This window comes from Aminobacter sp. BA135, from assembly GCF_050859125.1.
Lineage (GTDB): Bacteria > Pseudomonadota > Alphaproteobacteria > Rhizobiales > Rhizobiaceae > Aminobacter > Aminobacter ciceronei.
In genome coordinates this window covers 1758633-1784787 of sequence record NZ_CP139572.1, presented here as the reverse complement: position 1 = coordinate 1784787, position 26155 = coordinate 1758633, and the positions used below count along the sequence as shown (strand labels likewise).

23 protein-coding genes are annotated in these 26155 nt (G+C 64.9%); 10 read left to right on the top strand and 13 right to left on the bottom strand.

From position 1 onward, the window contains the following. The first annotated feature begins 68 nt into the window (after window positions 1-68). From SLT36_RS08750 to SLT36_RS08730, 5 genes are all read left to right on the top strand, one after another. Window positions 69-2069 carry a CocE/NonD family hydrolase gene (locus tag SLT36_RS08750; RefSeq protein ID WP_432286887.1) on the top strand — a complete coding sequence of 667 codons (2001 nt, stop codon included), beginning with the start codon at window positions 69-71 and terminating at the stop codon, window positions 2067-2069. Between the two features lie 142 nt (window positions 2070-2211). Continuing rightward, window positions 2212-3795, top strand: coding sequence for an ABC transporter substrate-binding protein (locus SLT36_RS08745; protein WP_432286885.1), 1584 nt, complete (start codon window positions 2212-2214; stop codon window positions 3793-3795). A 15-nt stretch (window positions 3796-3810) separates the two neighbouring features. Continuing rightward, the gene (locus SLT36_RS08740) at window positions 3811-4770 is read left to right on the top strand and encodes an ABC transporter permease (protein ID WP_067958016.1); all 960 of its coding nucleotides are present in this window, start codon (window positions 3811-3813) and stop codon (window positions 4768-4770) included. Between the two features lie 10 nt (window positions 4771-4780). Continuing rightward, window positions 4781-5611 (top strand): ABC transporter permease, encoded by an 831-nt coding sequence (locus SLT36_RS08735; RefSeq protein WP_432286883.1) that lies wholly within the window; start codon window positions 4781-4783, stop codon window positions 5609-5611. Continuing rightward, on the top strand, window positions 5604-7262 hold the full coding sequence (locus SLT36_RS08730) for an ABC transporter ATP-binding protein (RefSeq protein ID WP_432286881.1): 1659 nt from the start codon (window positions 5604-5606) through the stop codon (window positions 7260-7262). Before SLT36_RS08735 ends, SLT36_RS08730 begins: the two co-directional genes overlap by 8 nt. Before the next feature lie 143 nt (window positions 7263-7405). On the opposite strand, the gene SLT36_RS08725 is transcribed toward SLT36_RS08730, so the two are convergent. The 6 genes from SLT36_RS08725 to SLT36_RS08700 all read right to left on the bottom strand — a co-directional run bounded on the left by SLT36_RS08725 (window position 7406) and on the right by SLT36_RS08700 (window position 14798). After that, a complete protein-coding gene (locus tag SLT36_RS08725) occupies window positions 7406-8347 on the bottom strand; it encodes an alpha/beta hydrolase (RefSeq protein WP_432286879.1) in 942 nt (313 codons plus the stop codon). Between the two features lie 248 nt (window positions 8348-8595). Then, window positions 8596-9378 (bottom strand): carnitinyl-CoA dehydratase, encoded by a 783-nt coding sequence (locus SLT36_RS08720; protein WP_432286878.1) that lies wholly within the window; start codon window positions 9376-9378, stop codon window positions 8596-8598. Between the two features lie 12 nt (window positions 9379-9390). Then, window positions 9391-11502, bottom strand: a complete 2112-nt coding sequence (locus SLT36_RS08715; RefSeq protein ID WP_432286876.1) for an acetate--CoA ligase family protein — start codon at window positions 11500-11502, stop codon at window positions 9391-9393. Window positions 11503-11584: 82 nt separating this feature from the next. After that, the gene (locus SLT36_RS08710) at window positions 11585-12748 is read right to left on the bottom strand and encodes an acyl-CoA dehydrogenase family protein (protein ID WP_432286875.1); all 1164 of its coding nucleotides are present in this window, start codon (window positions 12746-12748) and stop codon (window positions 11585-11587) included. A 3-nt stretch (window positions 12749-12751) separates the two neighbouring features. After that, window positions 12752-13843, bottom strand: a complete 1092-nt coding sequence (locus SLT36_RS08705; protein ID WP_432286873.1) for a carnitine 3-dehydrogenase — start codon at window positions 13841-13843, stop codon at window positions 12752-12754. A gap of 37 nt (window positions 13844-13880) precedes the next feature. After that, complete coding sequence (locus tag SLT36_RS08700; RefSeq protein ID WP_184701328.1) at window positions 13881-14798, bottom strand: 3-keto-5-aminohexanoate cleavage protein; 918 nt, start codon at window positions 14796-14798, stop codon at window positions 13881-13883. A 76-nt stretch (window positions 14799-14874) separates the two neighbouring features. Here SLT36_RS08700 and SLT36_RS08695 point away from each other — a divergent pair, with 76 nt between their 5' ends. Then, window positions 14875-15855, top strand: a complete 981-nt coding sequence (locus tag SLT36_RS08695; RefSeq protein WP_432286872.1) for a GlxA family transcriptional regulator — start codon at window positions 14875-14877, stop codon at window positions 15853-15855. On the opposite strand, the gene SLT36_RS08690 is transcribed toward SLT36_RS08695, so the two are convergent. The 4 genes from SLT36_RS08690 to xylA all read right to left on the bottom strand — a co-directional run bounded on the left by SLT36_RS08690 (window position 15852) and on the right by xylA (window position 18937). Next, window positions 15852-16610 (bottom strand): TIGR01458 family HAD-type hydrolase, encoded by a 759-nt coding sequence (locus SLT36_RS08690; RefSeq protein ID WP_432286871.1) that lies wholly within the window; start codon window positions 16608-16610, stop codon window positions 15852-15854. The genes SLT36_RS08695 and SLT36_RS08690 overlap by 4 nt on opposite strands. 62 nt (window positions 16611-16672) lie before the next feature. Beyond that, window positions 16673-16903: a hypothetical protein gene (locus SLT36_RS08685; protein ID WP_432286869.1), complete on the bottom strand. Its 231-nt coding sequence runs from the start codon at window positions 16901-16903 to the stop codon at window positions 16673-16675. A 109-nt stretch (window positions 16904-17012) separates the two neighbouring features. Next, window positions 17013-17501, bottom strand: a complete 489-nt coding sequence (locus SLT36_RS08680; protein ID WP_432286868.1) for a GNAT family N-acetyltransferase — start codon at window positions 17499-17501, stop codon at window positions 17013-17015. 125 nt (window positions 17502-17626) lie between these two features. Next, window positions 17627-18937: a xylose isomerase gene (gene xylA / locus SLT36_RS08675; RefSeq protein WP_432286867.1), complete on the bottom strand. Its 1311-nt coding sequence runs from the start codon at window positions 18935-18937 to the stop codon at window positions 17627-17629. A gap of 151 nt (window positions 18938-19088) precedes the next feature. On the opposite strand from xylA, the gene SLT36_RS08670 reads away from it, so the two are divergent. Beyond that, window positions 19089-19448 (top strand): nuclear transport factor 2 family protein, encoded by a 360-nt coding sequence (locus SLT36_RS08670; RefSeq protein WP_432286866.1) that lies wholly within the window; start codon window positions 19089-19091, stop codon window positions 19446-19448. A gap of 14 nt (window positions 19449-19462) precedes the next feature. Here the strand turns inward: SLT36_RS08670 and xylB are convergent, their stop codons facing one another. From xylB to SLT36_RS08655, 3 genes are all read right to left on the bottom strand, one after another. Beyond that, a complete protein-coding gene (gene xylB / locus SLT36_RS08665; RefSeq protein WP_432286865.1) occupies window positions 19463-20914 on the bottom strand; it encodes a xylulokinase in 1452 nt (483 codons plus the stop codon). A gap of 215 nt (window positions 20915-21129) precedes the next feature. Beyond that, on the bottom strand, window positions 21130-22452 hold the full coding sequence (locus tag SLT36_RS08660; RefSeq protein ID WP_432286864.1) for a tetratricopeptide repeat protein: 1323 nt from the start codon (window positions 22450-22452) through the stop codon (window positions 21130-21132). A 10-nt stretch (window positions 22453-22462) separates the two neighbouring features. Further along, on the bottom strand, window positions 22463-23086 hold the full coding sequence (locus SLT36_RS08655; protein ID WP_067957979.1) for a LysE family translocator: 624 nt from the start codon (window positions 23084-23086) through the stop codon (window positions 22463-22465). A 179-nt stretch (window positions 23087-23265) separates the two neighbouring features. Here SLT36_RS08655 and SLT36_RS08650 point away from each other — a divergent pair, with 179 nt between their 5' ends. The 3 genes from SLT36_RS08650 to SLT36_RS08640 all read left to right on the top strand — a co-directional run bounded on the left by SLT36_RS08650 (window position 23266) and on the right by SLT36_RS08640 (window position 26040). Next, window positions 23266-23997 (top strand): L,D-transpeptidase, encoded by a 732-nt coding sequence (locus tag SLT36_RS08650; RefSeq protein WP_246765202.1) that lies wholly within the window; start codon window positions 23266-23268, stop codon window positions 23995-23997. Between the two features lie 154 nt (window positions 23998-24151). Beyond that, window positions 24152-25318, top strand: a complete 1167-nt coding sequence (locus SLT36_RS08645) for a diphosphate--fructose-6-phosphate 1-phosphotransferase (protein WP_432286863.1) — start codon at window positions 24152-24154, stop codon at window positions 25316-25318. Between the two features lie 50 nt (window positions 25319-25368). Continuing rightward, the gene (locus SLT36_RS08640) at window positions 25369-26040 is read left to right on the top strand and encodes an MBL fold metallo-hydrolase (RefSeq protein ID WP_432288290.1); all 672 of its coding nucleotides are present in this window, start codon (window positions 25369-25371) and stop codon (window positions 26038-26040) included. Window positions 26041-26155: the final 115 nt, after the last annotated feature.

Here is a 26155-nt window from a genome sequence, read left to right as displayed (position 1 = left end):
TTCGCTGGCCCACGCATGACACTTGCGTCAGCCACCCTGCATCGTACTGATGGCGCAGGGAGCCAAGCATGAAGACCATCACCGAATTTCCGCGCGACATCGTCGAGTTTCCCGATATGGGCATCGTCATGCCCGACGGTACCAGGCTGTCGGCGCGGGTGTGGATGCCGGCGGATGCCGATCAGGACCCGGTGCCTGCCATCCTCGAGCATCTGCCCTATCGCAAGCGCGACGGCACCACGACCCGCGATTGCCTGACCCATCCCTATTTCGCCGGCCATGGCTACGCCTCGATCCGCGTCGACATGCGCGGCAACGGCGATTCCGAAGGCTTGATGGACGACGAATACTCCGACCAGGAGTGGCAGGACGCCTGCGACGTCATCGCCTGGGCAGCAAGCCAGCCCTGGTGCAACGGCAAGGTCGGGATGATGGGCATCTCCTGGGGCGGCTTCAACGGCCTGCAGGTGGCGGCCCTCCTGCCCAAGGCGCTGAAGGCGATCATCACGCTGTGCTCGACCGACGATCGCTACGCCGACGACATCCACTACAAAGGCGGCCTGCTGTTGAACGAGAACATGGGCTGGGGCGCAACCATGCTGTCCTACTCCTCCAGGCCGCCGGATCCGGCGCTGGTCGGTGAAAAGTGGCGCGATATGTGGCTAGACCGGCTGGAGCATGAGCCCTTCCTGCCCGCACACTGGCTGAACCATCAACGTCGCGACGCCTACTGGAAGCGCGGCTCGCTCAACGAGGACTACTCGGCCATCAAGGCCGCCGTGCTCGCCATTGGCGGCTGGGGCGACTCCTACAAGAACACCGTTTCGCGCCTGGTCAGCAACCTCAAGGCGCCGGTCAAGGGCATCGCCGGGCCATGGGTGCACAAATATCCGCATTTCGCCGTGCCGAAGCCGGCCATCGGCTTCCTGCAGGAGGCTTTGCGCTGGTGGGACCACTGGTTGAAGGGCAAGGAGACCGGCGTCGAAGACGATCCGGCGATGCGGCTCTACGTCATGGAGTCCGAGCCGCCGCGCGAGTGGTATCTGGAGCGCCAGGGCCGCTGGATCGCCGAGCGGCAATGGCCTTCGCCAGAGATCGCGACCAGGACCCTGGCGCTCGGCACCAACGGCATGTTGGCCGAGGGCGTCAAGCTGGAGGCGCCGGTGTCGATCAACTCGCCGCAGGATTGCGGCATGGATGGCGGCGAATACTGCGCCATCTGGCTCGGGCCGGAACTGCCGGGAGACCAGCGCGCCGACGACGCCAAGTCGGCCTGCTTCGACGGTGCCGCACTCGAGGCACCGCTCGACATCGTCGGCAGCCCGGTCATCCGGCTGAAGCTTGCCGCCGACCGGCGGCGGGCGATGGCGGCGGTGCGCCTGTGCGACGTCCAGCCCGACGGTGCCTCGACGCGTATCACCTATGGCGTGCTCAACCTCTGCCACCGCAACAGCCATGAGTTCCCCGAGGACGTAGTGTCAGGCGAGACGATGGAGATCGCATTCAAGCTCGACGACATCGCCTACCGCGTCGCTGCAGGTAACCGGCTGCGCGTCTCCATATCCTCGACCTATTGGCCGCTGGTCTGGCCGTCGCCGGAAGAGGTGACGCTGACGATCCAAGGTGGCGCGATCGAGCTGCCGGTGCGGGCCTCGGGCAAAGGCGACGAATGGACGTTCGAGGAACCGGAAGGCGCCACCCCCTGGAAGATCGAAACGCTGCGCGAGGACAGCCACCTCCGCAAGGTCGAACGCGCGGACGGCAAGGTCACTCTTCGCATCGTCGACGACTTCGGCGAGACCCGCGATCTCGACCATGGACTGGCGGTCGGCGAGGTCGCCCGCGAGTCCTGGAGCATCGATCCTGCCGACCCTCTCGCGGCCCATGGCGATACCCATTGGACCCAGACGCTGAAACGCGACAATTGGTCGGTCAGGACCGAAACCTTCACCACCATGCGTTCGGACGGTGAGAATTTCCATCTCACCGGCCGCATCGAGGCCTATGAAGGCGAGATTCTGGTTTTCGAGCGCAATTTCAGCGAGATCGTCGCTCGCGACCACATCTGACGTTCAGAACGACTGTTCCGAATGCGACATGGCGAATGCGCCACTCGATGTCGCATTCGGCCTTGCCGATGCCCTTACGTTACGGTCAATATTGCCACCAGAAGTCGAGCAATAACGACCGCCAGAGTGAGGAGCCTTTCCAATGTCAAATGAACTGGAATATCTGAGCCGCCGAGTCGCTGCGGGCAAATTGAACCGTCGCGATTTCCTGGGCCGCGCCGCGGCCCTGGGCGTCGCGGCAACCTTCGCCAACTCGTTGCTGGCCAGCGCCGCCAAGGCCGAAGGTCCTGTGAAAGGCGGCATCCTGCGCGCCGGCATGCAGGGTGGCGCGGCCACCGACAGCCTCGACCCGGCATCCTGGTCGAGCCAGGTGCCATATTTCTTCGGCCGCCAGTGGGGCGAGCAGTTGGTGCAGATCTCGCCCGAGGGCGAGCCCAAGCCGGCGCTGGCCGAGGAATGGGGTGCGTCCGACGACGCCAAGACCTGGACCTTCAAGATCCGCAAGGGCGTGCAGTTCCACAACGGCCAGGAGATGACGCCGGCTGACGTCGTCGCCACCATCGAACGCCACTCCGACGAGAAGGCGAAGTCCGGCGCGCTCGGCCTGATGGGCGGCATCGCCTCGGTCAAGGCCGACGGCCAGAACGTCATCTTCGAACTGAAGGACGCCAACGCCGACCTGCCCTTCCTGCTCGACGACTATCATTTGATGATCCAGCCCAATGGCGGCAAGGACAAGCCCGACGCCGGCATCGGCACCGGCCCCTACAAGATCACCGTCAACGAGGCCGGCGTACGCCTCGGCGGCGAGAAGTTCGCCAACTACTGGCGCGACGACCGCGGCTTTGCCGACCAGATCGAGATCATCGTCATCAACGATGCCACGGCTCGCACCTCTGCATTGCAGGGGGGCCAGGTCGACATTATCAACCGCGTCGAGCCGAAGATCGTCGAGCTGATCAAGCGCGTGCCGGGCGTTGTCATCCGCAATGTCGCCGGCCGTGGCCACTACGTCTTCATCGCTCATTGCAACACCGCGCCCTTCGACAACAACGACCTCCGGCTGGCGCTGAAATACGCGCTCGACCGCGAGGAGATGCTGCAGAAGATTCTGATGGGCTACGGCTCGGTCGGCAACGACACGCCGATCAACAAGGCCTATCCGCTGTTCACCGAAATGGAGCAGCGCAAGTTCGATCCCGACAAGGCCGCCTTCCACTACAAGAAGTCGGGCCATTCCGGCTCGGTGCTGCTGCGCACCTCCGACGTCGCCTTCCCAGGTGCTGTCGACGCCGCCCAACTCTACCAGCAGAGCGCCGCCAAGGCCGGCATCACGCTCGAGGTCAAGCGCGAGCCCGGCGACGGCTACTGGTCGGAGGTCTGGAACAAGCAGCCCTTCTCGGCCTCCTACTGGGGCGGACGCCCGACGCAGGATCAGATGTACTCGACCGCCTACTATTCGAAGGCCGAGTGGAACGACACGCGCTTCCAGCGCGAGGACTTCGACAAGATGCTGTTTGCCGCCCGTTCCGAACTCGACGCGGAGAAGCGCAAGAAGATCTATGCCGACATGGGCCAGATCGTGCGCGACGAAGGCGGCGTCATCACGCCGATGTTCAACGACTTCATCGACGCCACCAGCGCTAAGGTCGGCGGCTGGGTCGATGACGGCAACCAGGAGATGATGGGCGGCTACGCACTGTCCAAGTGCTGGCTCAACGCCTGATAGGGCATTGAGCGTATGTCCAATCCGATCCTGAAACTGATCGCCCAGCGCATTGCGCTGGGCCTTCTCTTGCTTTTGGCCGTTTCGGTCCTGATCTTCGCCGGCACCCAGATCCTGCCCGGCGACGTCGCCCAATCCATTCTCGGCCAGTCGGCCACGCCGCAGGCGCTGGCCAATCTGCGCGAGGAGCTCGGCCTCAACGCGCCCGCCTATGTCAGGTATTTCCGCTGGCTCGGCGGCGTCTTGACCGGCGACCTCGGCACTGCCCTCTCGAGCCGCCAAGACATTGCCACCGCCATTGGCGGGCGACTGTGGAACACGCTGTTCCTCGCCTTCTGGGCGGCGATCGTGTCGATCCCGCTGGCCATCATCCTCGGCCTGCTTGCCGTGCGCTACCGCAACGGCTGGATCGACAAGACCATTTCAGGCCTGGCGCTGGCCTCGACCTCGTTGCCGGAGTTTTTCGTTGGCTACCTGCTCGTCTACTTCTTCGCCGTGAAGTGGCAGATCTTCCCCGGCATCTCCACCGTCTATGACGGCATGCCGTTCCTTGAGCGCATGAAGGCCATCGCCCTGCCGGCGACCGCGCTGACGCTGGTGGTGCTCGCCCACATGATGCGCATGACGCGGGCGGCTATCCTCAACGTCATGCAGTCGGCTTATATCGAGACCGCCGAGCTCAAGGGCCTGTCGCCCTTCGAGATCATCCGCAAGCACGCCTTCCCCAATGCGATTGCGCCGGTCATCAACGTCGTCATGCTCAACCTCGCCTTCCTCATCGTCGGCGTCGTCGTCATCGAGGTGATCTTCGTCTACCCCGGCATGGGGCAATATCTGGTCGACCATGTCGCCAAGCGCGACGTGCCGGTGGTGCAGGCAGTCGGGCTGATCTTCGCTGCCGTCTATATCGGCCTCAACATCATCGCCGACATTGCCGCCATCGTGGCCAATCCGCGCCTCAGGCATCCGAAGTGAGGGGCGTACCATGCTTGACCTGAAAAATATTCCCCTTGGCGCCGCGATCGGGCTGGTGCTGACCGCACTGTTCCTGATCGCGGCGATCTTCGCGCCGCTGATCGCACCTTACGGCCTGGGCGAGATCGTCGGCGACGTCTGGGCCCCGATGTCGTCGCAGTTCCTGCTCGGCACCGACAATCTTGGCCGCGACCTCCTCTCGCGCATGATCTTCGGCGCGCGCACGACGATCTTCATCGCCGTGATGGCGACGGCATTGTCGTTCTCGCTGGGCGCGATCCTCGGCTTCACCGCGGCCGTCGTCGGCGGCTGGTTCGACACGGGCATGTCGCGCTTCGTCGATCTGTTGATGGCGATTCCGACGCTGATCTTCGCGCTCGTCGTGCTGTCGGTGCTGCCATCGACATTGGTGACGCTAATACTGGTCATGGGCATCCTCGACGCCACCCGTGTCTACCGCCTGTCGCGGGCGGTGGCCGTCGACATCAACGTCATGGATTTCGTCGAGGCAGCCAAGCTGCGCGGCGAAGGCAAGGGCTGGATCATCTTCCGCGAGATCTTGCCCAACGCATTGTCGCCGCTGATTTCCGAACTCGGCCTGCGCTTCATCTATGCCGTGCTGTTCCTGTCGGCACTGTCCTTCCTCGGCCTCGGCGTTCAGCCGCCGGATGCCGACTGGGGCGGCATGGTCAAGGAAAACAAGGACGGCATCGTCTTTGGCATCCCGGCAGCGCTGATCCCGGCCGCTGCGATCGCGGCGCTCGCCATCTCCGTCAACCTCGTCGCCGACTGGGTGCTCAACCGCACCACCGATCTCAAGGGAGGGCGCGGCAATGGCTAAGGCACCTGCGAACGGCTCCGGCCCCTTGCTCGACATCCGCAACCTCAGGATCGAGGCCAAGGTCTACCCACCCGGCGAAGCCCCGCGCACTATCACGCTGGTGCACGACGTGTCGCTGACGCTCGAAAAGGGCAAGGTGCTCGGACTGATCGGCGAATCCGGCGCCGGCAAATCGACGATCGGCCTGTCGTCCATGGCCTATGGCCGCGGCGGCGTGAAGATCACCGGCGGCGAGATCATCCTCAACGGCCGCGACATCCGCAAGGGCGGCACGAAAGGCATCCGCGCTTTGCGCGGGCGCGAGGTCTGTTATGTCGCGCAGTCGGCGGCGGCGGCCTTCAACCCGGCGCATCGCCTGATGGACCAGGTGGTCGAAGCTTCGATCCTGCACGGCGTGTCGAGCCGGGCAGAGGCCGAGCGGCGCGCGGTTGCGCTGTTCAAGAAGCTCAGCCTTCCCGATCCGGAAAACATCGGCAAGCGCTTCCCCCACCAGGTCTCGGGCGGCCAGTTGCAGCGCGTCATGACCGCCATGGCGCTGTGCTCCGAGCCTGACCTGATCGTCTTCGACGAGCCGACGACGGCGCTCGACGTCACCACCCAGATCGACGTGCTTGCCGCCATCAAGGAGGCGATCCGCGACACCGGTGTCGCCGCGCTCTACATCAGCCACGACCTTGCCGTCGTCGCCCAGGTCTCGGACGAGATCATGGTGCTGCGCCATGGCAAGCTGGTCGAATGGGGCGGCACGCAGCAGATCATCAAGGAGCCGCGCCAGGAATACACCTCGGCGCTGGTCTCGGTGCACGAGATCGCGCACGAGGAAAAGAAGCCGGGCGCTTCCCCCTTCCTGTCGGTCAGGAACGTGACGGCCGCCTATGGCGGCGGCAAGATCAAGGTGCTGAAGAACGTCTCGGTCGACATCCTGCCCGGCCAGACGCTCGCCGTCGTCGGCGAATCAGGCTCGGGCAAGTCGACCCTGGCGCGCGCCATAACCGGCCTTTTGCCGCCCGAGGAAGGCAGCATCACCTTTGCCGGGCGCACGCTCGGCAACCGCCTCGCCGACCGCAGCCGCGACGACCTGCGCGAGTTGCAGATGATCTATCAGATGGCCGACGTGGCGATGAACCCGCGCCAGACAGTGGGCACCATCATCGGCCGCCCGCTGGAGTTCTATTTCGGCATGGGCGGCAAGGAACGCGATGTCAGGGTCGCCGAACTGCTCGACAAGATCGAGATGGGGCGCGGCTTCATCGACCGCTATCCAGCCGAGCTCTCGGGCGGCCAGAAACAGCGTGTCTGCATTGCACGTGCCCTGGCGGCAAAACCGAGGCTGATCATCTGCGACGAGGTGACGAGCGCGCTCGACCCGCTGGTCGCCAACGGCATCCTCAAGCTTTTGCTCGGGCTGCAGGCCGAAGAGGGCGTCGCCTATCTGTTCATCACCCATGATCTGGCGACGGTAAAGTCGATCGCCGACTCCATCGCCGTCATGTATCGCGGCGAAGTGGTGCGCTACGGGCCGAAGTCCGAAGTGCTGAAGCCGCCCTTCGACGCCTACACCGACCTGCTGCTGTCGTCGGTGCCGGAGATGGAGATCGGCTGGCTGGAAAAGGCGATCGGCGGACGCAGGATGGCAAGCGCTGGGAATTGAGGCGCACCCTGTCCCTCGCTCCGTTTGCGGAGAGAGGGTGGCCACGAAGCGGCCGGTCGAGGCAAATCGGCACTGGGAAGTGGGCGCCGCCCCTCATCCGGCTGCCGGCACCTTCTCCCCGTCAACGGGGAGAAGGAAGCTCGTCACCACACCCACTCGCCGCGCCCCAGCGCGGCCACCGCGTCGACGATGCGCGTGAAGCTTTGGCGGGCACGGCCGACCGTGTGGCGAGCGCGCAGGTAGCCGTGCACCAACCCCGGCTCCTCATGCCAGAAGGCCTTGCCACCAGCGGCAACAATGCGTTCGCCATAGGCCTCACCATCAGACGACAGCGGGTCGCATTCGGCCGTGATGACGACAGTCGGCGGCAAATTGGCGAAGTCGGCGTCGGCCAGCGGCGATAGCGTGATGTCGCCGGTGCGGTCCTCGCCACCGGTGCGGATGTCCTTATAGAATTCGAGATCGCGCATGGTCAGCATCGGCGCCTCAACGTGGACGACGTAGGAACCGCGTGCTCGATCGCCGCCAAGGCCCGGATAGACCAACACTTGCCCGACCGCACGACGCTTGTGGCCGCGCGTCGCGTGGCTGACGGCGGCAGCGATGTTGCCGCCGGCGCTGTCGCCGGCGAGCACGATTGGCTGGCTGAATTTGGCCGTAGCCCATTCGAAGGCGGCCAGGGCGTCATCGAAAGCAGCCGGATGCAAGTGCTCGGGCGCCAGCCGGTAGTCGATCGACACGACCTCGTAGCCGGTGCGGCCACACAGCTCGGCACAGACATCGTCATGGCTGTCGAGCCCGCCAAGGATGAAGCCGCCGCCATGGAAATAGAGCACCACCGCTTCCGGCGCCTTGCCGGCGAGGCGGTAGATGCGGATAGGCACATCGTGAGCTGGCGCCGTGATTGCCGTCGTCTCGGCCGACACGCCCTCGGGATAGCCGGCGAAGAACTCCCGGCACATGCGATCGTAGATCTCACGCTGCTGGACAATGGTGTAGTCGATGGTATCGGGCGGATAGTAGGCGTTGGTGCGATCGATGAAGGCCCAGGTCTCGGCATCGATGAGTTTTGTATAGTCGGTCATTCGCGCGCACCGTGGGAGCTGCCCCGCGCTACGTTGCCCCCCTCTGGCCTGCTGGCCATCTCCCCCTCAATGGGGGAGATTGAGCGCGCCGACCTCGCGCCACTTCCTGCAGCTTTGCAAGAATGTCCTAACCGGTGCAAAGGTTTGCAGGTGGGCGGGACACCGATCACAGCCTGACCTCCCCCTTGAAGGGGAGATGGCCGGCAGGCCAGAGGGGGGCGCGAAGGAACGCAAGTATCTCCACGAACTTACTTCCCCTTCCACACCGGATCGCGCTTCTCCGCAAACGCCTTGAAGCCTTCGAGATTGTCCTCCGAGGCGTAGAGTTCGTCGACCGTCGGGAACTGCCGCTTGGTGATGCGGTTCATCGTTTCCTGGAAGCCGGTGCCCTCGGCCGCGCGCGCCACCTCCTTGATGGCGGCGAAGACCAGCGGCGGACCGCCGGCGAGCAGGCGGGCGATCTCCCAGACACGATCCTCGAGCCTGTCGGCCGGCAGCACCTCGTTGACCAGGCCCCAGCGATGCGCCTCGGCGACGTCCATCCAGCGCCCAGTGAGCAGAAGGTCCATCGCCACGTGATAGGGAATGCGCTTGGGCAGCTTGATGGTCGCAGCGTCGGCAAGCGTGCCGGCGCGGATCTCGGGCAGTGCGAAGCTCGAATGTTCGGAGGCGTAGATCAGGTCGCAGGACAGCGCCAGCTCGAAGCCGCCGCCGACCGCCATGCCGTTGACGCAGGCAATCACCGGTTTGTTGAGGTCGCGCAGTTCCTGCAGTCCACCGAAACCACCGACGCCATAATCGCCGTCGACCGCGTCGCCGCCGGCCGCTGCCTTGAGGTCCCATCCGGCGGAAAAGAACTTTTCCCCCGCTGTCTTCACGATGGCGATACGCAGGCCGTCGTCGTCGCGGAAGGCCTTGAACGTCTCGCCCAACCGCCGGGACGTGGCGAGGTCGATCGCGTTGGCCTTGGGCCGGTCGAGCGTGACCTCGAGGATCACGCCCTCCCTGCGGGTTTTCACGACGTCCGACATTTCTCTCTCCCTCTAGGCCGTAACCAGCAGCGCATCCGCGATCCAGGCGCCCTGCCCTTCACCGCAGACGATCAGCGGATTGATATCGAGTTCCTCGATTGCATCGGCATGATGGGACACGAAGCCTGATATGGCCATGATCGCATCGATTGCGGCACCGACATCCGCCCTGGCGCGGCCGCGATAGCCTTGGAGCAACGGATACATCTTCAGCCCCTTGAGCGTCGCCTCGACCTCGCCGCGCGCGGCGGGCAGCAGCAGCGTGGCGCTGTCCTTGAGCAATTCGACCAGCACGCCGCCGCTGCCGATGGTCATGACCGGTCCGAACAGCGGATCGCTGGTGACACCGACGATCAGCTCGGCCACGCCGCCCAAGACCATCTCTTCGACATAGAGGCCGAAGCCGAGTGGCAACAGGGCTAAAGCCGCCGCGCCGACGTCCTCGCCGGTCCGCAGGTTGAGCCTGACGGCACCGAGTTCGCTCTTGTGGGCGACGCCGAGCGCCTTGAGCGCGACAGGATAGCCCAACGCGTCGGCGGCCGCGATCGCCTCGCCGACACTTGCGACGCGGCGGCCTGCCGGCACGGCAAGGCCGGCATCCCGCAGCAGTGATTTGGCGGCGGCTTCGTCGAGGGTGGTTGGGGCACCGCCCCCCTCCGACCCCGCGTAGGCGCCACCGACTGCCGCAGCAACCGGCCTTGCCCACGCTTCGCCAATCATCGCCGCAGCCTCCGCCGCATCCATCGCCTCCGCTATGCCCTGCAACGGCACGATGCCGTGCGCAAACAGGTCGGCGGCGTGCTCCTCGGTCAGGTTCTCCGACATCGACGCCACCACCGCGCCAGACGCGCCATTGGCTTTCAGCGCCGCCTCGAAGGCGCGCACCGTCGGCCACCAGTCGGCATCCGAGCAACGGTCGTTACGCGGGAAGTCGAGCACCAGCATGTTGAGGTCGAAGCTACCAGATGCCATGGCGGTGAAAGTGGCCGTCATCGCCGGTTCGTCGTTCCAGATGAAGGTGTGGTAGTCGAGCGGATTGGCGACCGCCACAAAAGCGCCGAGCGTCGATTTTATCCGCGCATAGTGGTCAGGCTTAAGCGCCGGGAAACGCACCCGCCGGCCCTCGGCACTGTCGGCCATGACGGAGGCCTCGCCACCCGAACAACTCATCGACGACAGCGTGAAGCCGGGCAGTGGTCCCAAGGCATGAAGCAGTTTCAGCGTTTCGAGCAGTGACGGGATGGTATCGACACGGGCGATGCCCAGCCGCTTGAGGAAGGCATCCGACGCGGCGTCGGAGCCGGCGAGCGACGCGGTGTGCGAGATCGTCGCCTTGCGCGCCTGCTCGGAGCGGCCAACCTTCATGGCGACGATCGGCTTGTTCAGTTCACGTGCGCGCGCAGCCAGCCGCTCGAAGCCGTCGACCGTGTCGAAACCCTCGATGTGCAGGCCGAGGCACGACACGCGCTCGTCCTCGATCAGGCCCAACGCCATCTCGGAGAGGCCTGTTTGCGCCTGGTTGCCGGCCGTCATCAAGAAGGCAACCGGCAGGCCTCGCTTCTGCATGGTCAGGTTGCAGGCGATGTTGGACGATTGCGTGATGATGGCAACGCCGCGCCCATCAGGCGCGAGCCTCTGGCCACCGTGCTGGTCGGGCCACAACAGCGCGCCGTCGGCATAGTTGATCAGGCCATAGCAATTGGGTCCGATGACGGGCATCGCACCGGCGGCCGTTACCAGCTCGGCCTGCAGCCGCTCACCATCGGCATCGTCGTTGCCGGCCTCGAGGAAGCCTGAGGCAAAGCAGATCGCCCCGCCTGCGCCGCGCGCGGCAAGTTGCGCGATCACCTCGATGGTCAGGAAGCGGTTGACACCAACGAAGGCGGCGTCGGGGGCGGCCGGCAACTCGGCAACCGAGCGAAAGGTGCTGATGCCCTCGACCTCGTCCTTGGTCGGATGCACCGGCCAGAGGTCGCCGGCAAAGCCCATCTTCCGGCACTGCTTGACCACGGCGGCGGCTTGCGAGCCGCCGAACACGGCAATCGACTTCGGCCGCAGCAAACGCTCGAGCCGCGTTCGCCCTGCAGGCTTCGGGGTGGAGGTGGTCAAAGTCGAGCTACTCATTTCCACCCCCACCCGGCCCTGCGGGCCACCTTGCCCCGAAGAGCAAGGTCAAACTTTCCTTGCCGCCTGCGCAGCCCCGAGATCATCCGCCCACCGCCCTGAGCAGCGCGCGGGAGATGATGTGGCGCTGGATCTCCGAAGTGCCTTCCCAGATGCGCTCGACGCGGGCGTCGCGCCAGATGCGCTCCAGCGGCAGGTCGTCCATAAGGCCCATGCCGCCGTGGATCTGGATCGCTTCATCGGCGACGAATGCCAGCATCTCGGTAGCCTTGAGCTTGGCCATCGCCATGTCCTGGTCGGTGACCGTGCCCTGGTCGTATTTCCAGCCTGCCTCCATCACCATCAGCTCGGCAGCCTTGAGCTCGGTCGCCATGTCGGCCAGCTTGAACGACACGCCCTGGAACTTGCCGATCTGCTGGCCGAACTGCTGGCGCTGGGCGGCGTATTCGACGGCATGGTTCAATGCGCGTTCGGCGCGGCCGAGGCAGGTGGCGCCGACCTGCAGGCGCGTCGCGCCCAGCCAGCTGTTGGCGACTTCAAAACCTTTGTGCACCTCGCCCAGGACCTGGCTCGCCGGCAGGTGGCAATCGTCGAACTCCAGCACCGAATTGGTGTAACCGCGATGCGAAACGTTGCGGTAGCCGTCGCGGACAGTGAAGCCAGGCGTGCCCTTGTCGACGAAGAAGGCGGTGATCTTCTTGCGTTTGCCACGCGACGTCTCTTCTTCGCCCGACGCCATGAAGACGATGGCAAAATCTGCAATGTCGGCGTGGGAGATGAAATGCTTGGTGCCGTTCAGCACCCAGTCGCCACCCTTCTCGACGGCTGACGCCTTCATGCCGCGCAGGTCGGAACCGGCGCCCGGCTCGGTCATCGCCAGACAGTCCGATTTCTCGCCGCGAATGCAGGGGAAGAGATACTTTTCGCGCTGCTCCGGCGTGCCGGCGAGCAGGATGTTCGACGGCCGCGCCACGCAGGTCCAGTGCAGTGCATAGTTGGCTCGGCCAAGCTCCTTTTCGTAGAGCAGCCAGGTCAGCGTATCGAGCCCGGCGCCACCGACATCGGCCGGCATGTTGGCGGCATAAAGCCCAGCCGTGATCGCCTTTGCCTTGATATCCTCGATCAGCTCGCGCCGGAGATGACCCGTGCGCTCCACCTCCTGCTCATGCGGATAGAGCTCGTTCTCGACGAACGCACGCGTCGTGTCGACGATGAGCTGCTGTTCCTCCGACAGACCGAAATGCATGGCTTAGCCCTTCTTCTTGGCCGGAGCCTTTTTTGCCGTCTTTTTTACCGGTTTGGCCGCTTTGGCCTTTTCGGCGGCCTTCGACACCTTCGGCTTCGCCTGCGCGGACAGCTGCTTGGTGTAGTCCTTGTAGAGCGCGCCGGCGCCCCAGCCCTTGCCCTTGTTCTGTTTCGACAGTGCATCCATGATCGCGACAAGGTTGTCGTCGCGAATCTTTTCCAGTTCGCGGATCGACCACTTGTCGGACTGCTCGTCCGACTGCGTGGCAATGAGATCGACAAGCTCGTCGTTGAACTCCGGCACATCCATCAGCTTGGTCCACGGCCACTGCAGGCAGGGCCCGAACTGAGCCATGAAGTGGCGCATGCCGGCCTCGCCGCCGGCGACCCGATAGACCTGGAACATGCCCATCTGAGCCCAGCGCAGGCCGAAGCCGTAGCGCATGATGTCGTCGAGTTCCTCGACCGAGCAGATTCCGTCCTTGATCAGCCACAGCGCCTCGCGCCAGGCCGCTTCCAGCAGGCGGTCGCCGACAAAGGCTTCGATCTCCTTGCGGATGACAACCGGCTTCATGCCGATCGAGGAATAGATTTCCTTGGCGACCTCGATGGCCTCGGGGAACGTCTTGATACCACCGACGATCTCGACGATGGGCAGGAGGTAGACCGGGTTGAACGGATGGCCGACAACCAGTCTTTCGGGATGCTTTTTCATCGCCACCTGCATGTCGGACGGCTTGATGCCCGAGGTCGACGAACCGATGATCGCATTGGCCGGCGCATGCATGTCGATCTCGGCCAGCACCTTGTGCTTGAGATCGAGTCGCTCAGGCACGCTTTCCTGGATGAAATCGGCGTCCGCCACCGCCTCGGCGATTGTCTTGGCGTAGGTCAGCTTGCCTTCTCTGGGGAGGCCGTCGGGTACCATCTGCTTGTAGGCGCGGCGCGCGCCCTTCATCACTTCGCCGACCTTGCGCGAAGCCTCCGGGTCCGGATCGAAGATCGACACGTCGATGCCATTGAGCAGCAGCCGCGCCACCCAACCCGCGCCGATCACCCCGCCGCCAATGGCGGCTGCTTTGGAAATTGTGTTCATGAACATGCCCCTCCCGGCAGATTTGAACTTGCGACCATCAGGCCGCCAGCGGTGCCCGCTTGACGAGGTTCAGCTTCTTGCGCACCTCTTCCGGTCCGATGACCCGCGCGCCCAGGGTCTCGACGACGGTGACCGCCTTCTCGACCAGTTGCGCATTGGTGGCGAGCACGCCCTTGTCGAGCCAGAGATTGTCCTCGAGGCCGACGCGCACATTACCGCCGGCCAGCACCGCTGCGGCCGCATAGGCCATCTGGTTGCGGCCCAGCGAGAAGGCCGAGAAGGTCCAGCTCTTCGGCACGTTGTTGACCATCGCCATGAAGGTATTGAGGTCGTCGGGCGCACCCCACGGCACGCCCATGCACAGCTGCACCAGCGCGTCGGGCGCAAGCACGCCCTCCTCGACCAGTTGCTTGGCAAACCATAGATGACCGGTGTCAAAGGCCTCGATCTCGGGCTTCACGCCCATCGCGGTCATCATGCCGCCCATGGCGCGCAGCATGCCCGGCGTGTTGGTCATGACGTAGTCGGCCTCGGCGAAGTTCATCGTGCCGCAGTCGAGCGTGCAGATCTCCGGCAGACACTGGCGCACATGCTCGACGCGGTTGGTGGCGCCGCCCATGTCGGTGCCGGCTTCCTTGAGCGGCAGCGGGCTTTCGACGCCGCCAAACACCATGTCGCCGCCCATGCCGGCGGTGAGGTTCAACACCACGTCGACATTGGCTTCACGGATGCGCTCGGTCACCTCACGGTAAAGATGGATGTCGCGGCGCGGCTTGCCGGTCTCTGGGTCGCGGACGTGGCAGTGGACGATGGCAGCACCGGCCTTGGCTGCCTCGATAGCCGAGTCGGCAATCTGCTTGGGCGAACGCGGCACCAGATGGCTGCGATCCTGCGTGCCGCCGGACCCGGTCACGGCACAGGTAATGAAAACCTCACGGTTCATCTCGAGCGGCATCGCATTCCTCCCTTACGAAACTTGACGGATCATTGCGCCGCTTGCGTCGTCTTGTTTTGCATTTTACGAAAGCCAAATGGCAAAAAGCGAAAAGCCGACAATCTTTCGCGAGGAGCGCTCGCCGCTCAAGGTGACGATGCTGGTTTTCTCCGGCGCGTCGATCATGTGCGTGGCATCAGCCGTCGACCCGCTGCGTGCGGCCAACCGCATATCAGGTGAGACGCATTTCGACTTTCGGCTGGTATCCGCCACAGGCGAGCCGGCGATCACCACCTGCGGCCTGCCGGTCGCGGTATCCGGCGCCTTCGACCCAGACGAGCCCTGCGACGTGCTGATGGTCATCGCCGGCTTCGGCACCCAGGGCTACACCACCTCTAAGCTGCTCGGCGGCATCAGGCGCTGTGCCCGCCAGGCGCGAGCGGCCGGAGGCATCGAGGCCGGCACCTGGCTGGTCGCGCGTGCCGGGCTTTTGGAAGGCCGTGCCGCCACCACCCATTGGGAAGACATGGAGGATTTCGCCGCCGCCTTCCCCGACGTCGAGGTCCGCCCCGACCGCTACATCATCGACGGCGCGGTGTTCACCTCGGGCGGTGCGGCTCCGACCTTCGACCTGATGCTGCATCTGGTACGCTCGCGGCTCGGCATGGCCACCGCGCTCGATGTCGCCAGCGTCTTCATCTACGACCAGTCGCGTGCCGCCACCGACGCGCAGCCGCTGGTCTCGCTTGGCCGGCTCGACGGCTACGACCCGCGCCTCGCCCAGGCGATCCGGCTGATGGAAGCACATGTCGACCAGCCGCTGACCATCGCCGCGATTGCAAAACGTGCCGGCGTGACCGCACGCACGCTCGAAAGCATCTTCCGCGCCTCGATCGGCGAAACTCCGGGCGCCTACTATCTCAGGCTGAGATTGAATGCCGCGCGAAGACTGGTGGTCGACACGCGCGTCAGCATGGCCGAGGTGGCGGAGCGCACCGGCTTCTCATCGGCCGCCGCATTCTCCCGCAGCTTTTCGCATGCCTTCGGCACGCCGCCGGTGAGGATGCGCAAGAGCTAGCCGCGATGGGCCAGGAGCCAGTCGACCGCCGCAGCGAGATCGTCGACGACCGCGCTCGGGTGCGGCGCGTGGCGGCTTTCGTCACCGGCGCGATATTTGCCGGTGCGCACCAGAAGCGCCGATCCGATGCCGGCCTTCAAGGCACCCGCAACATCGCTTTCGGCATCGTCGCCGACCATCACCGCCTGTCCCGGCAGGCAGTCCAACCCGGCCAACGCGGCATGGAAGAAGTCCCGCGCAGGCTTGCCCAGCACCGTCGCCTGCTTGCCGGCCGCAAATTCGAGCGCCGCGACGAAGGCGCCCGCATCGAGACTGAGCCCGCCATCGGCATCCTTGAAGGTGCGGTTGACGGCAAGCGCTAGAAACTCAGCACCATCGATCAGCTGGCGGAAGGCGGCGTTCATCGCTGCATAGGTGAAGGCCTCGGCGGCATCGCCAACCACCACCGCCTTCCTGTCGCCGAACATGTTGCCGGCGAATTCGGGCACGAGGTCGGGATGCACCAGGAGATGGGGCGCGCAGCCTTCGCGGGCGAGCCAATCGACCGCGGCACGCGCCGGCGTGAACAGCTCGTCACTGCTGACGGAGACGCCAAGGTTGGCAAGTTGTGCAACGATCGCCCCGTGCGGTGAACGCGTCGTGTTGCTGACGAAGCGGATCGGCAGGCCCTCGGCGCGGAGTCGCCCGATGGCAGCGACCGCGCCCGGTATCGGCGTGTCGCCGTCATAAACGACGCCCGAGAGATCGAGCAGCACCGCGCGTATCATGCAAGGAGGATGGCCGACCTCCCTGGCTTCGTCAAACCACGCTGTTGGGATCAGGCCGCCTGGTTGACGACACCGTCGATGCGAGAACGCATGCTCTGGGCCAATATGGCCTCGAGGCGTGACGCAACCGCCCGGGTCCATTCGTCGGAAAGCTCAGGCTCCAGCGACGGCGGCAATGCCATCAGCCGGTCGACGATCGAACCGGTCTCCGACCTGTTTAGCAGGGCGTCGATCGCCGGTTCGTGGCCACGTGTGATGAAAGTCTCTTGTTCCCGTCTCATGGCGCGGTAAGTCGCTGATTCGACTGGCATCTTGAGGGCGAGAAAGAGGCAATTCAGGGGCAGGCGTGCAACTGCGCACCGGGGCTCAACCCATGCGATTCCTGTCCTGTCACCCTCCGCGACCGAGCGACTTTACGAACAGCACAGTGGTCAGCCCGCTGTCCCATTCCTCGTCGGGATAATTTGCCGTCTCGACATAGCCGAGCGCGCGGTAGAAGGCCTGGCTCTGCTGGTTGAACGTATCGGTTTCGAGCCGTACTTTCGGCAAACCGGCCTTGCCGATCTCCTGTTCGGCCCGCGCCAGCAGCAGCCTGCCGAGGCCGAGGCGCTGGAATCTGCCGGAGACGTGCAATGCTTCGATGAAGTCGCCGCTCCAGTGGACCATGCCGGCGACCTGGCCGTCGACTTCCGCGACCCAGAAGGCAGGGCCGTTTTCATCGACATAACGGCCGCCGACATCGGACGAGAGGTAGCGTTCGGCAGCCGCTTCGGTGATCTCCGGCCGCCAGGTGCTCTCGAACGTATCGGCCAACACCTGCTTTACCGCGGCGAAGTCCTCTGTTTTCGCCGGCCGCACCAAGATGTTGCGCATGTCCATGCTCTCGCTCCTGCTTTCCAGGCGTCCATCTAGCAGCAGGACTTCGTTTGGGCATCGGACAGTGCTGACAAAAAATGGCGCCAGCCCTCGGGGCCGGCGCCGTCGTTCATCGTCGTGCGCAGCCGTCAGACGTAGCGGTTGACGACGTTCTCCAGATATTCCTGCCGGCCCGACTTCGGCTGCGGCTCAATGCCGTCGGCGACGACGCGCGCGGCGATCTGCTCGAGGCTGCGTTCGCCAGCCAGCATCGCCTTGGCTTCAGCCGATTTCCAGCCGGCGTAACGCGCCTCGAGCGGACCCGACAGCGCCTTGTCCTCGATCATTTTCGCCGCAGCCTTGAGGCCGCGCGCGCAAGCGTCGATGCCGCCGATATGGGCGACCAGCAGGTCTTCGGGGTCGAGCGACTGGCGGCGCAGCTTGGCGTCGAAATTGGTGCCGCCTGACTTGAAGCCGCCACCGGCAAGCACGTGGTAATAGGCAAGCGCCATTTCGGGCACGTTGTTGGGGAACTGGTCGGTGTCCCAGCCCGACTGGTAGTCGTTGCGGTTCATGTCGATGGAGCCGAAGATGCCGAGCGCATTGGCGGTCGCCAGTTCGTGCTCGAAGGAGTGGCCGGCCAGGATCGCGTGCCCCTGCTCGATATTGACCTTCACCTCGTTCTCCAGCCCGTACTTCCTGAGGAAGCCATAGACGGTGGCGACGTCGTAATCGTACTGGTGCTTGGTCGGCTCCTGCGGCTTGGGTTCGATCAGAATGGTGCCGGTGAAGCCGCTTTTGTGCTTGTAGTCGACGACGAGGTTGAGGAAGCGCCCGAGCTGGTCGAGCTCGCGGCCCATGTCGGTGTTGAGCAGGGTCTCGTAGCCCTCGCGACCGCCCCACAGCACGTAGTTCTCGCCCTCGAGCCGCTTGGTGACATCCATGCAATGCTTCACCGTCGCCGCCGCATAAGCAAAGACATCGGGATCGGGGTTGGTCGCGGCACCCGCCATGAAGCGGCGGTTGGAGAACAGGTTCGCAGTGCCCCACAAAAGCTTGACGCCTGTCTTGGCCATCTTGGCTTCGAAATAGTCGGCGATCTCGTCGAGGCGCTTTGCACTCTCGGTGAAGTTGGCACCCTCCGGCCGCACATCGGCATCGTGGAAGCAGTAGTAGGGAACGCCCAACAGCGAAAACAGCTCGAAGGCGACATCGGCCTTCAGCCTGGCGTTCTCCATCGTCTCGCCAAACCAGGGCCGCTCGAAGGTCTGGCCGCCGAACGGATCGCCGCCCGGCCAGGCGAATGTATGCCAGTAGGCAACGGCGAAGCGCAGATGGTCTTCCAGCCTTTTGCCCAGCACCACCTCGTCGGCGTTGTAATGGCGATAGGCCAGCGGATTGGTGCTGTCGGGGCCTTCGTAGCGGACGGGCTTGATGTCGCCGAAATAGCCGGTGCTCATGGCAAAACTCCTTTCAGTGAGTACGCATGACCGCCCGTTTTGGGGCGGTCGCCGAATTTCCGTGTTCGATTACCTCAGGCGTAATTGGTTTCATTCGCGCCCGCTGCGACAAGGGTGGCGTCAACCAAGACGTGTCAGACGGAGAGCAGAAATGACCGACTACAACGCCATCGCAGAAGCCTATTTCGCCGCCTGGAACGAGACCGACGCCGCCGCCCGCAAGGGACTTGTCGAAGCTGCCTTCGTCACCGGCGTCAGCTATCGCGACCCGATCATGCAGGGCGACGGCCATGCCGGCATCGACGCTTTGATCGCAGGCGTGCACGGCCAGTTCCCCGGCTTCCGCTTCAAGCTGAAGGGCAATGCCGACGGCTTCGGCGACAACATCCGCTTCTCCTGGGGCCTCGGCCCAGATGGCACGGACGCCGTCATCGAAGGCTCGGACTTCGCCACCATCAAGGACGGGCGCCTGAGCCTCATTACCGGCTTCCTCGACAAGGTGCCGGGCTGACATAGACTGAGCGTTCACATCGTCCCCCGGATCGCCGGATAGAGCTTGCGATAGCGCTGGTAGGCCTCGTCATAGGCGCCTGCCAGTGCTGCCAAGGGTTCGATGGTTTCGGCGGTATCAGGCGGCGTGCAGACTTGGTGCGGATCAGCACCTTCGGCAGCGATCAGGCCGAGGCGCGCAGCGCCGAAGGCAGCCCCGAAATCGCCGTCGGCGGGAATGTCGACCGGCAGGCTGAGGGCAGTGGCGATCGACTTCAGCCAGTAGCGCGAGCGTGAGCCGCCACCGATAGCAGTCACCCGCGTCAGCGACGTTCCGGCCTTGGCCAAAGCTTCGAGGCTGTCGCGGAAGGCGAAGGCAACGCCCTCAAGCACGGCCTGGGTCAGGCCGGCGCGGTCGATCTCATGGGCAAGACCGGTGAAGGAACCGCGGATCGCCGCGTCGTTATGCGGGGTCCGTTCGCCCGAGAGATAGGGCAGGAAGGTGACGCCCGAAGGTGCGCGCAATTCGTCCCCGAGTTCGCGTGTCAGCTCGGCCGCATCCTTGCCCGCTACGCTGCTCAGCCAGTTGAGCGAATCCGTCGCCGACAGGATGACGCCCATCTGGTGCCAAGCCTGCGGCAACGCATGGCAGAAGGTGTGAACGGCACTTTCCGGATTGGGCAGGTAGGCGCCATTGGCGGCAAACAGCACACCCGAGGTTCCGAGCGACACGAAGGCAGCACCCGGCTTGACCGTGCCCATGCCGCAGGCAGAGGCGGCATTGTCGCCCGCACCGCCTGCGATCACCACGCCCTGCCCCATGCCCCATTTCGCCGCCAGTTCGCCGCGCAGCGTGCCTGCCTTGTCGGTGCCCTCGACCAGCGACGGCATATGTTCGGTGCCAAGGCCAGTGGCGGCGAGCAGCTCCGGCGACCAGCGCCGCGCCGCGACGTCGAGCCAGGAGGTACCGGCCGCGTCGGACATTTCGGAGATGTATTCGCCCGTCAGCCAGAGCCTGAGGTAATCCTTGGGCAGGAGCACCTTTGCCACCTTGGCGAAGATGTCGGGCTCGTTGGCCTGCGCCCAGGCGAGCTTGGGGGCGGTGAAGCCAGGGAATACGATATTGCCGGTGATCTTGCGGAAGCGCGGATCGGCGTCGAGGCTGGCCGCCTCGGCAAAGCTGCGCGTGTCGTTCCAGAGGATGCAGGGGCGCAGCACCTTTCCCGCGGCGTCAAGCAGCGTTGCGCCATGCATCTGGCCGGAGAGGCCGATGCCGCGCGCGGCGGCAAGTTCTGTTGGATGCGCGGACCTGAGCTCGGCGACCGCCTCTTCTGCGGCCCGGATCCATTCGGCAGGGTCCTGCTCGGACCAGCCGTGATGCGGCCTGGAGACGTCAAGCGAACCATGGCCGGAACCAATGATCTTCTGGTCGGCGTCCATCAGCAGCGCCTTCACGCCTGACGTGCCGAGATCGAGCCCGAGATACATGTCATTCCTCCCGAATGAGCGAAGCGGACGGCAAGCGTCCATCCTCTCACGTCATTGGCCGGCCTTCATCGCCAACAGGCAGAAACGGCCAGGCCATCGTCCCGTTCCTCCGACGGACGCTGCTTATTAGCAAACATTCCGGGGTCGGGTCGATATTTATTTCGGAACTCGCAAAAAATAAAATCAAACGCCTCGGAGAGCGCTGTCGGCCCAGATCAGCCATGCGCGAGCAGCGCGGCGCGCTGCACGAACAGGCCCGAGAGCGGACTGGCCGGCCGCGCGTTGTTGCGGGCGGAGGCGAGCTTCACGGCAAGCACATCGTTGCCGTCGCGCAGGGCCGCCTCGATCAGCGTCAGCTCGATGACGTCGCGCTGGGCATGGCTGCCGCCGAAGCGATGGGCGATGGTCCGGACAGGCTCGAGCAGCCGCACCGTCTCGCCATAACGCCCTTCCCCGAAGGCCTTGATCGCCAATGTGACGGGATGGCCGACATCCCGGGTGAATGCGGCGTTGTCGTCGTCGCGGGCAATCGCCTCGCGCTGGGCATAGAGCATCGCCTTAGCCGGCGCTTCCAGCCCGGCGCCCACAAAGGCCATCATCGCGTGTGCATCGTTGAAGGCATAGTTGCCGGCCGCGGCCTTCGGCGCCCAGTTGGCGGCAAGGCTCGCCCAGCGCTCGCCGACATCGACACCGCCGAGATTGAGCCGCCACAGGATCGCCGAGGCGTCGACCATGTTGAGCGCCAGCTTCGATTGCGCGCCGTAGATCGGTCCGTCATAAAGTGCCAGCACCTCGTCGGTCTCGCCGAGATCGAAATGGAACAGCGCAAGGTGCCACCAGTTGTGGACCTGGAGGAAACTCTCCTTCGTCCAGGCGTCCGAGTTGCCGCGCATCCAGGCGATGCCGTCGCGCTGGCGGCTCAGCATCTCCATCACATGCGCCACCGCATGCTGGGCCCAGCCGTCGCGCGGCTCGAGCTCGACCGCCTCGCGCCCCAACGCCTCGGCCCTGGCATAGTCGCCCATCTCCTCGAAGCCGAAGGCTTGCATGCCGAGGATGGCGTGATAGCCGGGCATGCCCATGCCCCATGACGATAGCGCCCTGGCGATACGATCGCGCAGCATCGGGGCGTTGCCGGTGAAGAAATCGATCTGGTGTCCGGCCTGCAACGCCAGTGCATCGGTGGGATGCTCCGCCGTCAGCTCGCTGAGGATACGCCCGGCCTCATGCCAATGCCCGCTAGCGAGGCGTCCGAGAGCCACGACATGGGCCTTTTCCCTCGCCGTCGCCGCGAGCCCTGCAGCCGCAGCGTGGCAATCCCGCGCCACCGCCATCGCCTCACGTTCAGTGGAGAGGCCATAGAGCCAGCCCTTGAGTACATGCGCCATGGTAAAGTCGGGCGCGGTCGCGATCGCCTTGTCGGCCGATCCGACCGGATCGCCGACAAAGCGCTGGAGTTCGCTCACCCCGCGCTCGTAGTGCGCAGCCGCCGCCGCATCGGCGCCGCTCAGCGCAAGTCCGAGCCCGTCCTTCACCATCACAGCTTCCTCAGTGCCCGGAGCGGGTGGCCGCAGCGGCAATGCCGGCGCCGACCAGAAGCGTGCCACCGGTACGGTTGAAAATGCGGATCGCGCGAGGATTGGACACGACACTTCGCGCCCGTGCAGCCACCAGCGCGTAGCCGAAGGCGTTGGCGAAGGCGAGCGTCAGGAAGGTCAGCTCGAAGATCACCATCTGCGTCCAGAAATCGCCGCTGCGGTCGAGGAACTGCGGCAGGAAGGCCACGAAAAAGGTGATGCTCTTGGGGTTCAGCGCGGTCACGATCCAGGCATGCGCCATCATCTTGGCGGCAGACGCGGCATCCGTGCGCGGCTTGGCGTCCAGCGTGCCACCGGCGCGGAACAGCTTGATGCCGAGATAGATCAAATAGGCGGCACCGATCCACTTGACGATGGTGAAGACTGTGGCGGACGCGGCAAGCAGCGCGCCGATGCCCAGCATCGACAGCGTCATGGCGGTGAAATCGCCCAGCGCCACGCCGACGGCCATCGGCAGTGCCGTGCGCCAGCCCTGGCCGAGCGCGTAGGATACGACGAGCAGGATCGTGGGCCCCGGGATGACGAGAAGCACCGCGGACGCGGCGGCAAAGGCGGCCCAGCTTTCAAACGACATGGCAACTCTCCCTCATTGGATGCGGGATCAAGCTCCGGCTCCGCGACGATGTAAAGCCCTTAACGCGCGGCAGGTGGCGTTCATGCTTTTTCAACCATGAATGGTGAAAATAGACGCGATCCACAGCCGGAGTTTCACTCCGGTGCCTGGCCGCCCCGCGTATAGAGTGGAATTGTGCCGTGTCGAAATCGCCTGCTCCGAAGACCGAATTTTCGAAACTTGCCTCGCGTCGCAACGTGCTGTTCGGCCTCGGTGCCGCTGGCCTGGTCGCCGGCTGCAGCCGTGCCATGGACTTCGAGATGCCGGCGATGGGCCTGGACAACACCGTCACCGGTTCGGTCCGCCCGCAGATCAGCGTCGACAAGCAGGTCACCAGCCCGAATGTGATGTATGCGTCCTTCACCGACGAAGGATTCCAGTTGCCGGAAATCCCCTTTGCCAAGGTCGATCCGAAATTCCGCCGCCAGATCGTCGTCGATCCGACCGGCGAAGCCCCCGGCACCATCGTCGTCAAGCTGCAGGAACGTTTCCTCTATCTCGTCCAGCCCGGCGGCGAAGCCATCCGCTACGGCGTCGGCATCGGTCGCGACGGCTTCCTGTGGAGCGGCCGCGCCAACATCCAGTATGGCAAGAAGTGGCCGACCTGGACGCCGCCGCGCGAGATGATCGCGCGCAAGCCGGAGCTGGTGAAATGGGCCGGCGGCCAGCCAGGCGGCCTCGACAATCCACTCGGGGCGCGTGCCCTCTACATCTTCCAGAACGGCCAGGACACCGGCTACCGCGTCCATGGCTCGCCCGAATGGTGGACCATCGGCCAGGCGATGTCGTCGGGTTGTGTGCGCATGATCAACCAAGACGTCATTGACCTCTACAGCCGCGTCAACGGCAAGACGCCGATCGTCGTCGGCTAAAGCAGACGGCCGGAGCGGAAGCTCCGGCCCGCTCATCCCCGAAACCTTGCGAACCGGTTGAATCTCCCATTGCGTCGCTTCGCCAGAAGGGCGAATGTGCCGGAAAACAGCGTCATTTCGACGGCGATTTCCGGCACCCCTGGGGAGGACGACCATGCCCTCGACATTCGTGATTGCGCAAGGCGGCGGACCGACCGCCGTCATCAACCAGACCATGGCGGGTGCCGTGCTCGAAATCCGCCGCCGCCATCCCAAGGCGCGGGTCCTCGGCTCGCGGCACGGCGTGCGCGGTATCCGCGACGGCGACTATGTCGACCTGACCGACATCCCTGAGGAGCAGTTGCTGCGCATCGCGGCGACCCCGGGCGCGGCCCTCGGCAGCACGCGCGACAAGCCTGATGCCGCCTATTGCAATCTCGTGCTCGAAGGCCTGAAGAAGGCCGATGCGCGCGCTTTCATCTATATCGGCGGCAACGACACCGCCGGCACCCAGCAGATCCTGACCGACGCGGCCCAGGGCAGTATCGCCTTCGTGCACGCGCCCAAGACCATCGACAACGACCTCGAGGAAAACGACCACACTCCGGGCTTCATTTCGGCGGCGGAATTCGTCGCCGGCGCCTTCCTCTCGGTCGATCTCGATTTCCGCGCCTTGCCCGGCATCTATGTCGGCATCGTCATGGGCCGCCATGCCGGCTTTCTGACCGCCGCCGCCGCCGCATGGCGCGACGAGGACACCGACGGCCCGCACCTGATCTACGTGCCCGAGCGCGCCTTCTCGGTGCCGCGCTTCATCGACGAGGTGAAGGAGACGCTCGGTCGCCATCGCCGCTGCGTCGTTGCTGTTTCCGAAGGCGTCAGCACCGCCGACGGCAAGGCGCTGGTCGAGAGCATCGTGCCTGCCGACAAGCTGGAGCGCGACGCCCACGGCAACATCAAGCTGTCGGGCAGCGACCTGAGCCGGGCCTTCGAGAACGCGCTCGCCGAGGGCCTGCCGGGCAAGCGTGCCCGTGTCGACGCGCTCGGCTACATGCCGCGCGGCTATATCGGTGCAGTCAATGCGGTCGACGCGCAGGAGGCCTTCGACGCTGGTGTCTTCGCCATCGATGCGGCGGACAAGGGCGGCGGTTCGGTGGCGCTGAAATATGAGGGCGGCAAGACCGTGCTCAAGCTGGTGCCGCTGGCCAATGTCGCCGGCAAGACCCGGCACATGCCGGACGATTACATGCTGCCAGACGTCAACCATCTGTCCGAAAAGGGCATGGACTATCTCAGGCGGTTGGTGCCAGGCCGCTTCAAGATCGGCAGGCCGTTCGTGTGAAGCCCCGTCCCGGCTGGTTTTCGAGGAGCAGCGTCGACGAGACGACGACGATGCTGACCGAGCCATTCGTCACTGACTATTGTCGCGCCAATATGTGGCTGGTGCGCGGCCGCGACCTCGACATGCTCGTCGACACCGGCATGGGCATCTGTGCGCTCGCACCCGAAATCGACATCAGGCCGGGCAAGCCGCTGCTCGCCGTCGCAACCCACGTGCATCTCGACCATGTCGGTTCGCTGCACGAATTTGCCTGGCGTGCCGGCCCCCGCATCGAAGCGGAATTCTTCGCGACGATGCCCGACGAGGCCACCTACGCCAACATGTTCCGCAATTTTCCCGGCGCTGTGTCGGAACTGCCCTGGCCCGGCTGGAGCTCCGCCGACTATGCCATTGTGCCTGCGCCGCTTGACCGCCTGCTTGATGAGGGCGATGTCATCGAGCTTGGCGATCGCAGCTTTACCGTGCTGCATCTGCCCGGCCATTCGCCCGGTTCGATCGGCCTGTTCGACTGCCATGACGGCACGCTGTTCTCGGGCGACGCCATCCATGGTGGGCTTCTGGTCGACGACATGCCGGATTCCGACCGCACCGCCTATTGCGGCACCATGCGGCGCCTGATCGATCTGCCGGTGTGCATCGCCCATGGCGGCCACGCCGACAGCATCGATGGCACAAGGATGCGCGAGATTGCCGTGGAATATCTGAGGCGGAACGGGGGTTAAGAGGGGCGGTTTCGCTTGAAGCCCCTCTCCGTGTCGGGCTTCGCCCGAGCCACCCCTTCCCCACTCCGTGAGGGAGAGGAAACGCCAATCACGCAGGCCCTAGCCAAATTGACTG

Excerpts from the sequence above, each read along its gene's own strand:
- SLT36_RS08720 (WP_432286878.1), bottom strand. The coding sequence starts at position 9,378 with ATGTCGGACGTCGTGAAAACCCGCAGGGAGGGCGTGATCCTCGAGGTC.
- SLT36_RS08685 (WP_432286869.1), bottom strand. The coding sequence starts at position 16,903 with ATGAGACGGGAACAAGAGACTTTCATCACACGTGGCCACGAACCGGCG.
- SLT36_RS08645 (WP_432286863.1), top strand. The coding sequence starts at position 24,152 with ATGCCCTCGACATTCGTGATTGCGCAAGGCGGCGGACCGACCGCCGTC.
- SLT36_RS08680 (WP_432286868.1), bottom strand. The coding sequence starts at position 17,501 with ATGGACATGCGCAACATCTTGGTGCGGCCGGCGAAAACAGAGGACTTC.
- SLT36_RS08735 (WP_432286883.1), top strand. The coding sequence starts at position 4,781 with ATGCTTGACCTGAAAAATATTCCCCTTGGCGCCGCGATCGGGCTGGTG.
- SLT36_RS08655 (WP_067957979.1), bottom strand. The coding sequence starts at position 23,086 with ATGTCGTTTGAAAGCTGGGCCGCCTTTGCCGCCGCGTCCGCGGTGCTT.
- SLT36_RS08640 (WP_432288290.1), top strand. The coding sequence starts at position 25,369 with ATGCTGACCGAGCCATTCGTCACTGACTATTGTCGCGCCAATATGTGG.
- xylB (WP_432286865.1), bottom strand. The coding sequence starts at position 20,914 with ATGTATCTCGGGCTCGATCTCGGCACGTCAGGCGTGAAGGCGCTGCTG.
- SLT36_RS08700 (WP_184701328.1), bottom strand. The coding sequence starts at position 14,798 with ATGCCGCTCGAGATGAACCGTGAGGTTTTCATTACCTGTGCCGTGACC.
- SLT36_RS08670 (WP_432286866.1), top strand. The coding sequence starts at position 19,089 with ATGACCGACTACAACGCCATCGCAGAAGCCTATTTCGCCGCCTGGAAC.
- SLT36_RS08725 (WP_432286879.1), bottom strand. The coding sequence starts at position 8,347 with ATGACCGACTATACAAAACTCATCGATGCCGAGACCTGGGCCTTCATC.
- SLT36_RS08730 (WP_432286881.1), top strand. The coding sequence starts at position 5,604 with ATGGCTAAGGCACCTGCGAACGGCTCCGGCCCCTTGCTCGACATCCGC.
- SLT36_RS08695 (WP_432286872.1), top strand. The coding sequence starts at position 14,875 with ATGGCAAAAAGCGAAAAGCCGACAATCTTTCGCGAGGAGCGCTCGCCG.
- SLT36_RS08740 (WP_067958016.1), top strand. The coding sequence starts at position 3,811 with ATGTCCAATCCGATCCTGAAACTGATCGCCCAGCGCATTGCGCTGGGC.
- SLT36_RS08660 (WP_432286864.1), bottom strand. The coding sequence starts at position 22,452 with ATGGTGAAGGACGGGCTCGGACTTGCGCTGAGCGGCGCCGATGCGGCG.
- SLT36_RS08745 (WP_432286885.1), top strand. The coding sequence starts at position 2,212 with ATGTCAAATGAACTGGAATATCTGAGCCGCCGAGTCGCTGCGGGCAAA.
- SLT36_RS08710 (WP_432286875.1), bottom strand. The coding sequence starts at position 12,748 with ATGCATTTCGGTCTGTCGGAGGAACAGCAGCTCATCGTCGACACGACG.
- SLT36_RS08705 (WP_432286873.1), bottom strand. The coding sequence starts at position 13,843 with ATGAACACAATTTCCAAAGCAGCCGCCATTGGCGGCGGGGTGATCGGC.
- SLT36_RS08715 (WP_432286876.1), bottom strand. The coding sequence starts at position 11,502 with ATGAGTAGCTCGACTTTGACCACCTCCACCCCGAAGCCTGCAGGGCGA.
- SLT36_RS08750 (WP_432286887.1), top strand. The coding sequence starts at position 69 with ATGAAGACCATCACCGAATTTCCGCGCGACATCGTCGAGTTTCCCGAT.
- xylA (WP_432286867.1), bottom strand. The coding sequence starts at position 18,937 with ATGAGCACCGGCTATTTCGGCGACATCAAGCCCGTCCGCTACGAAGGC.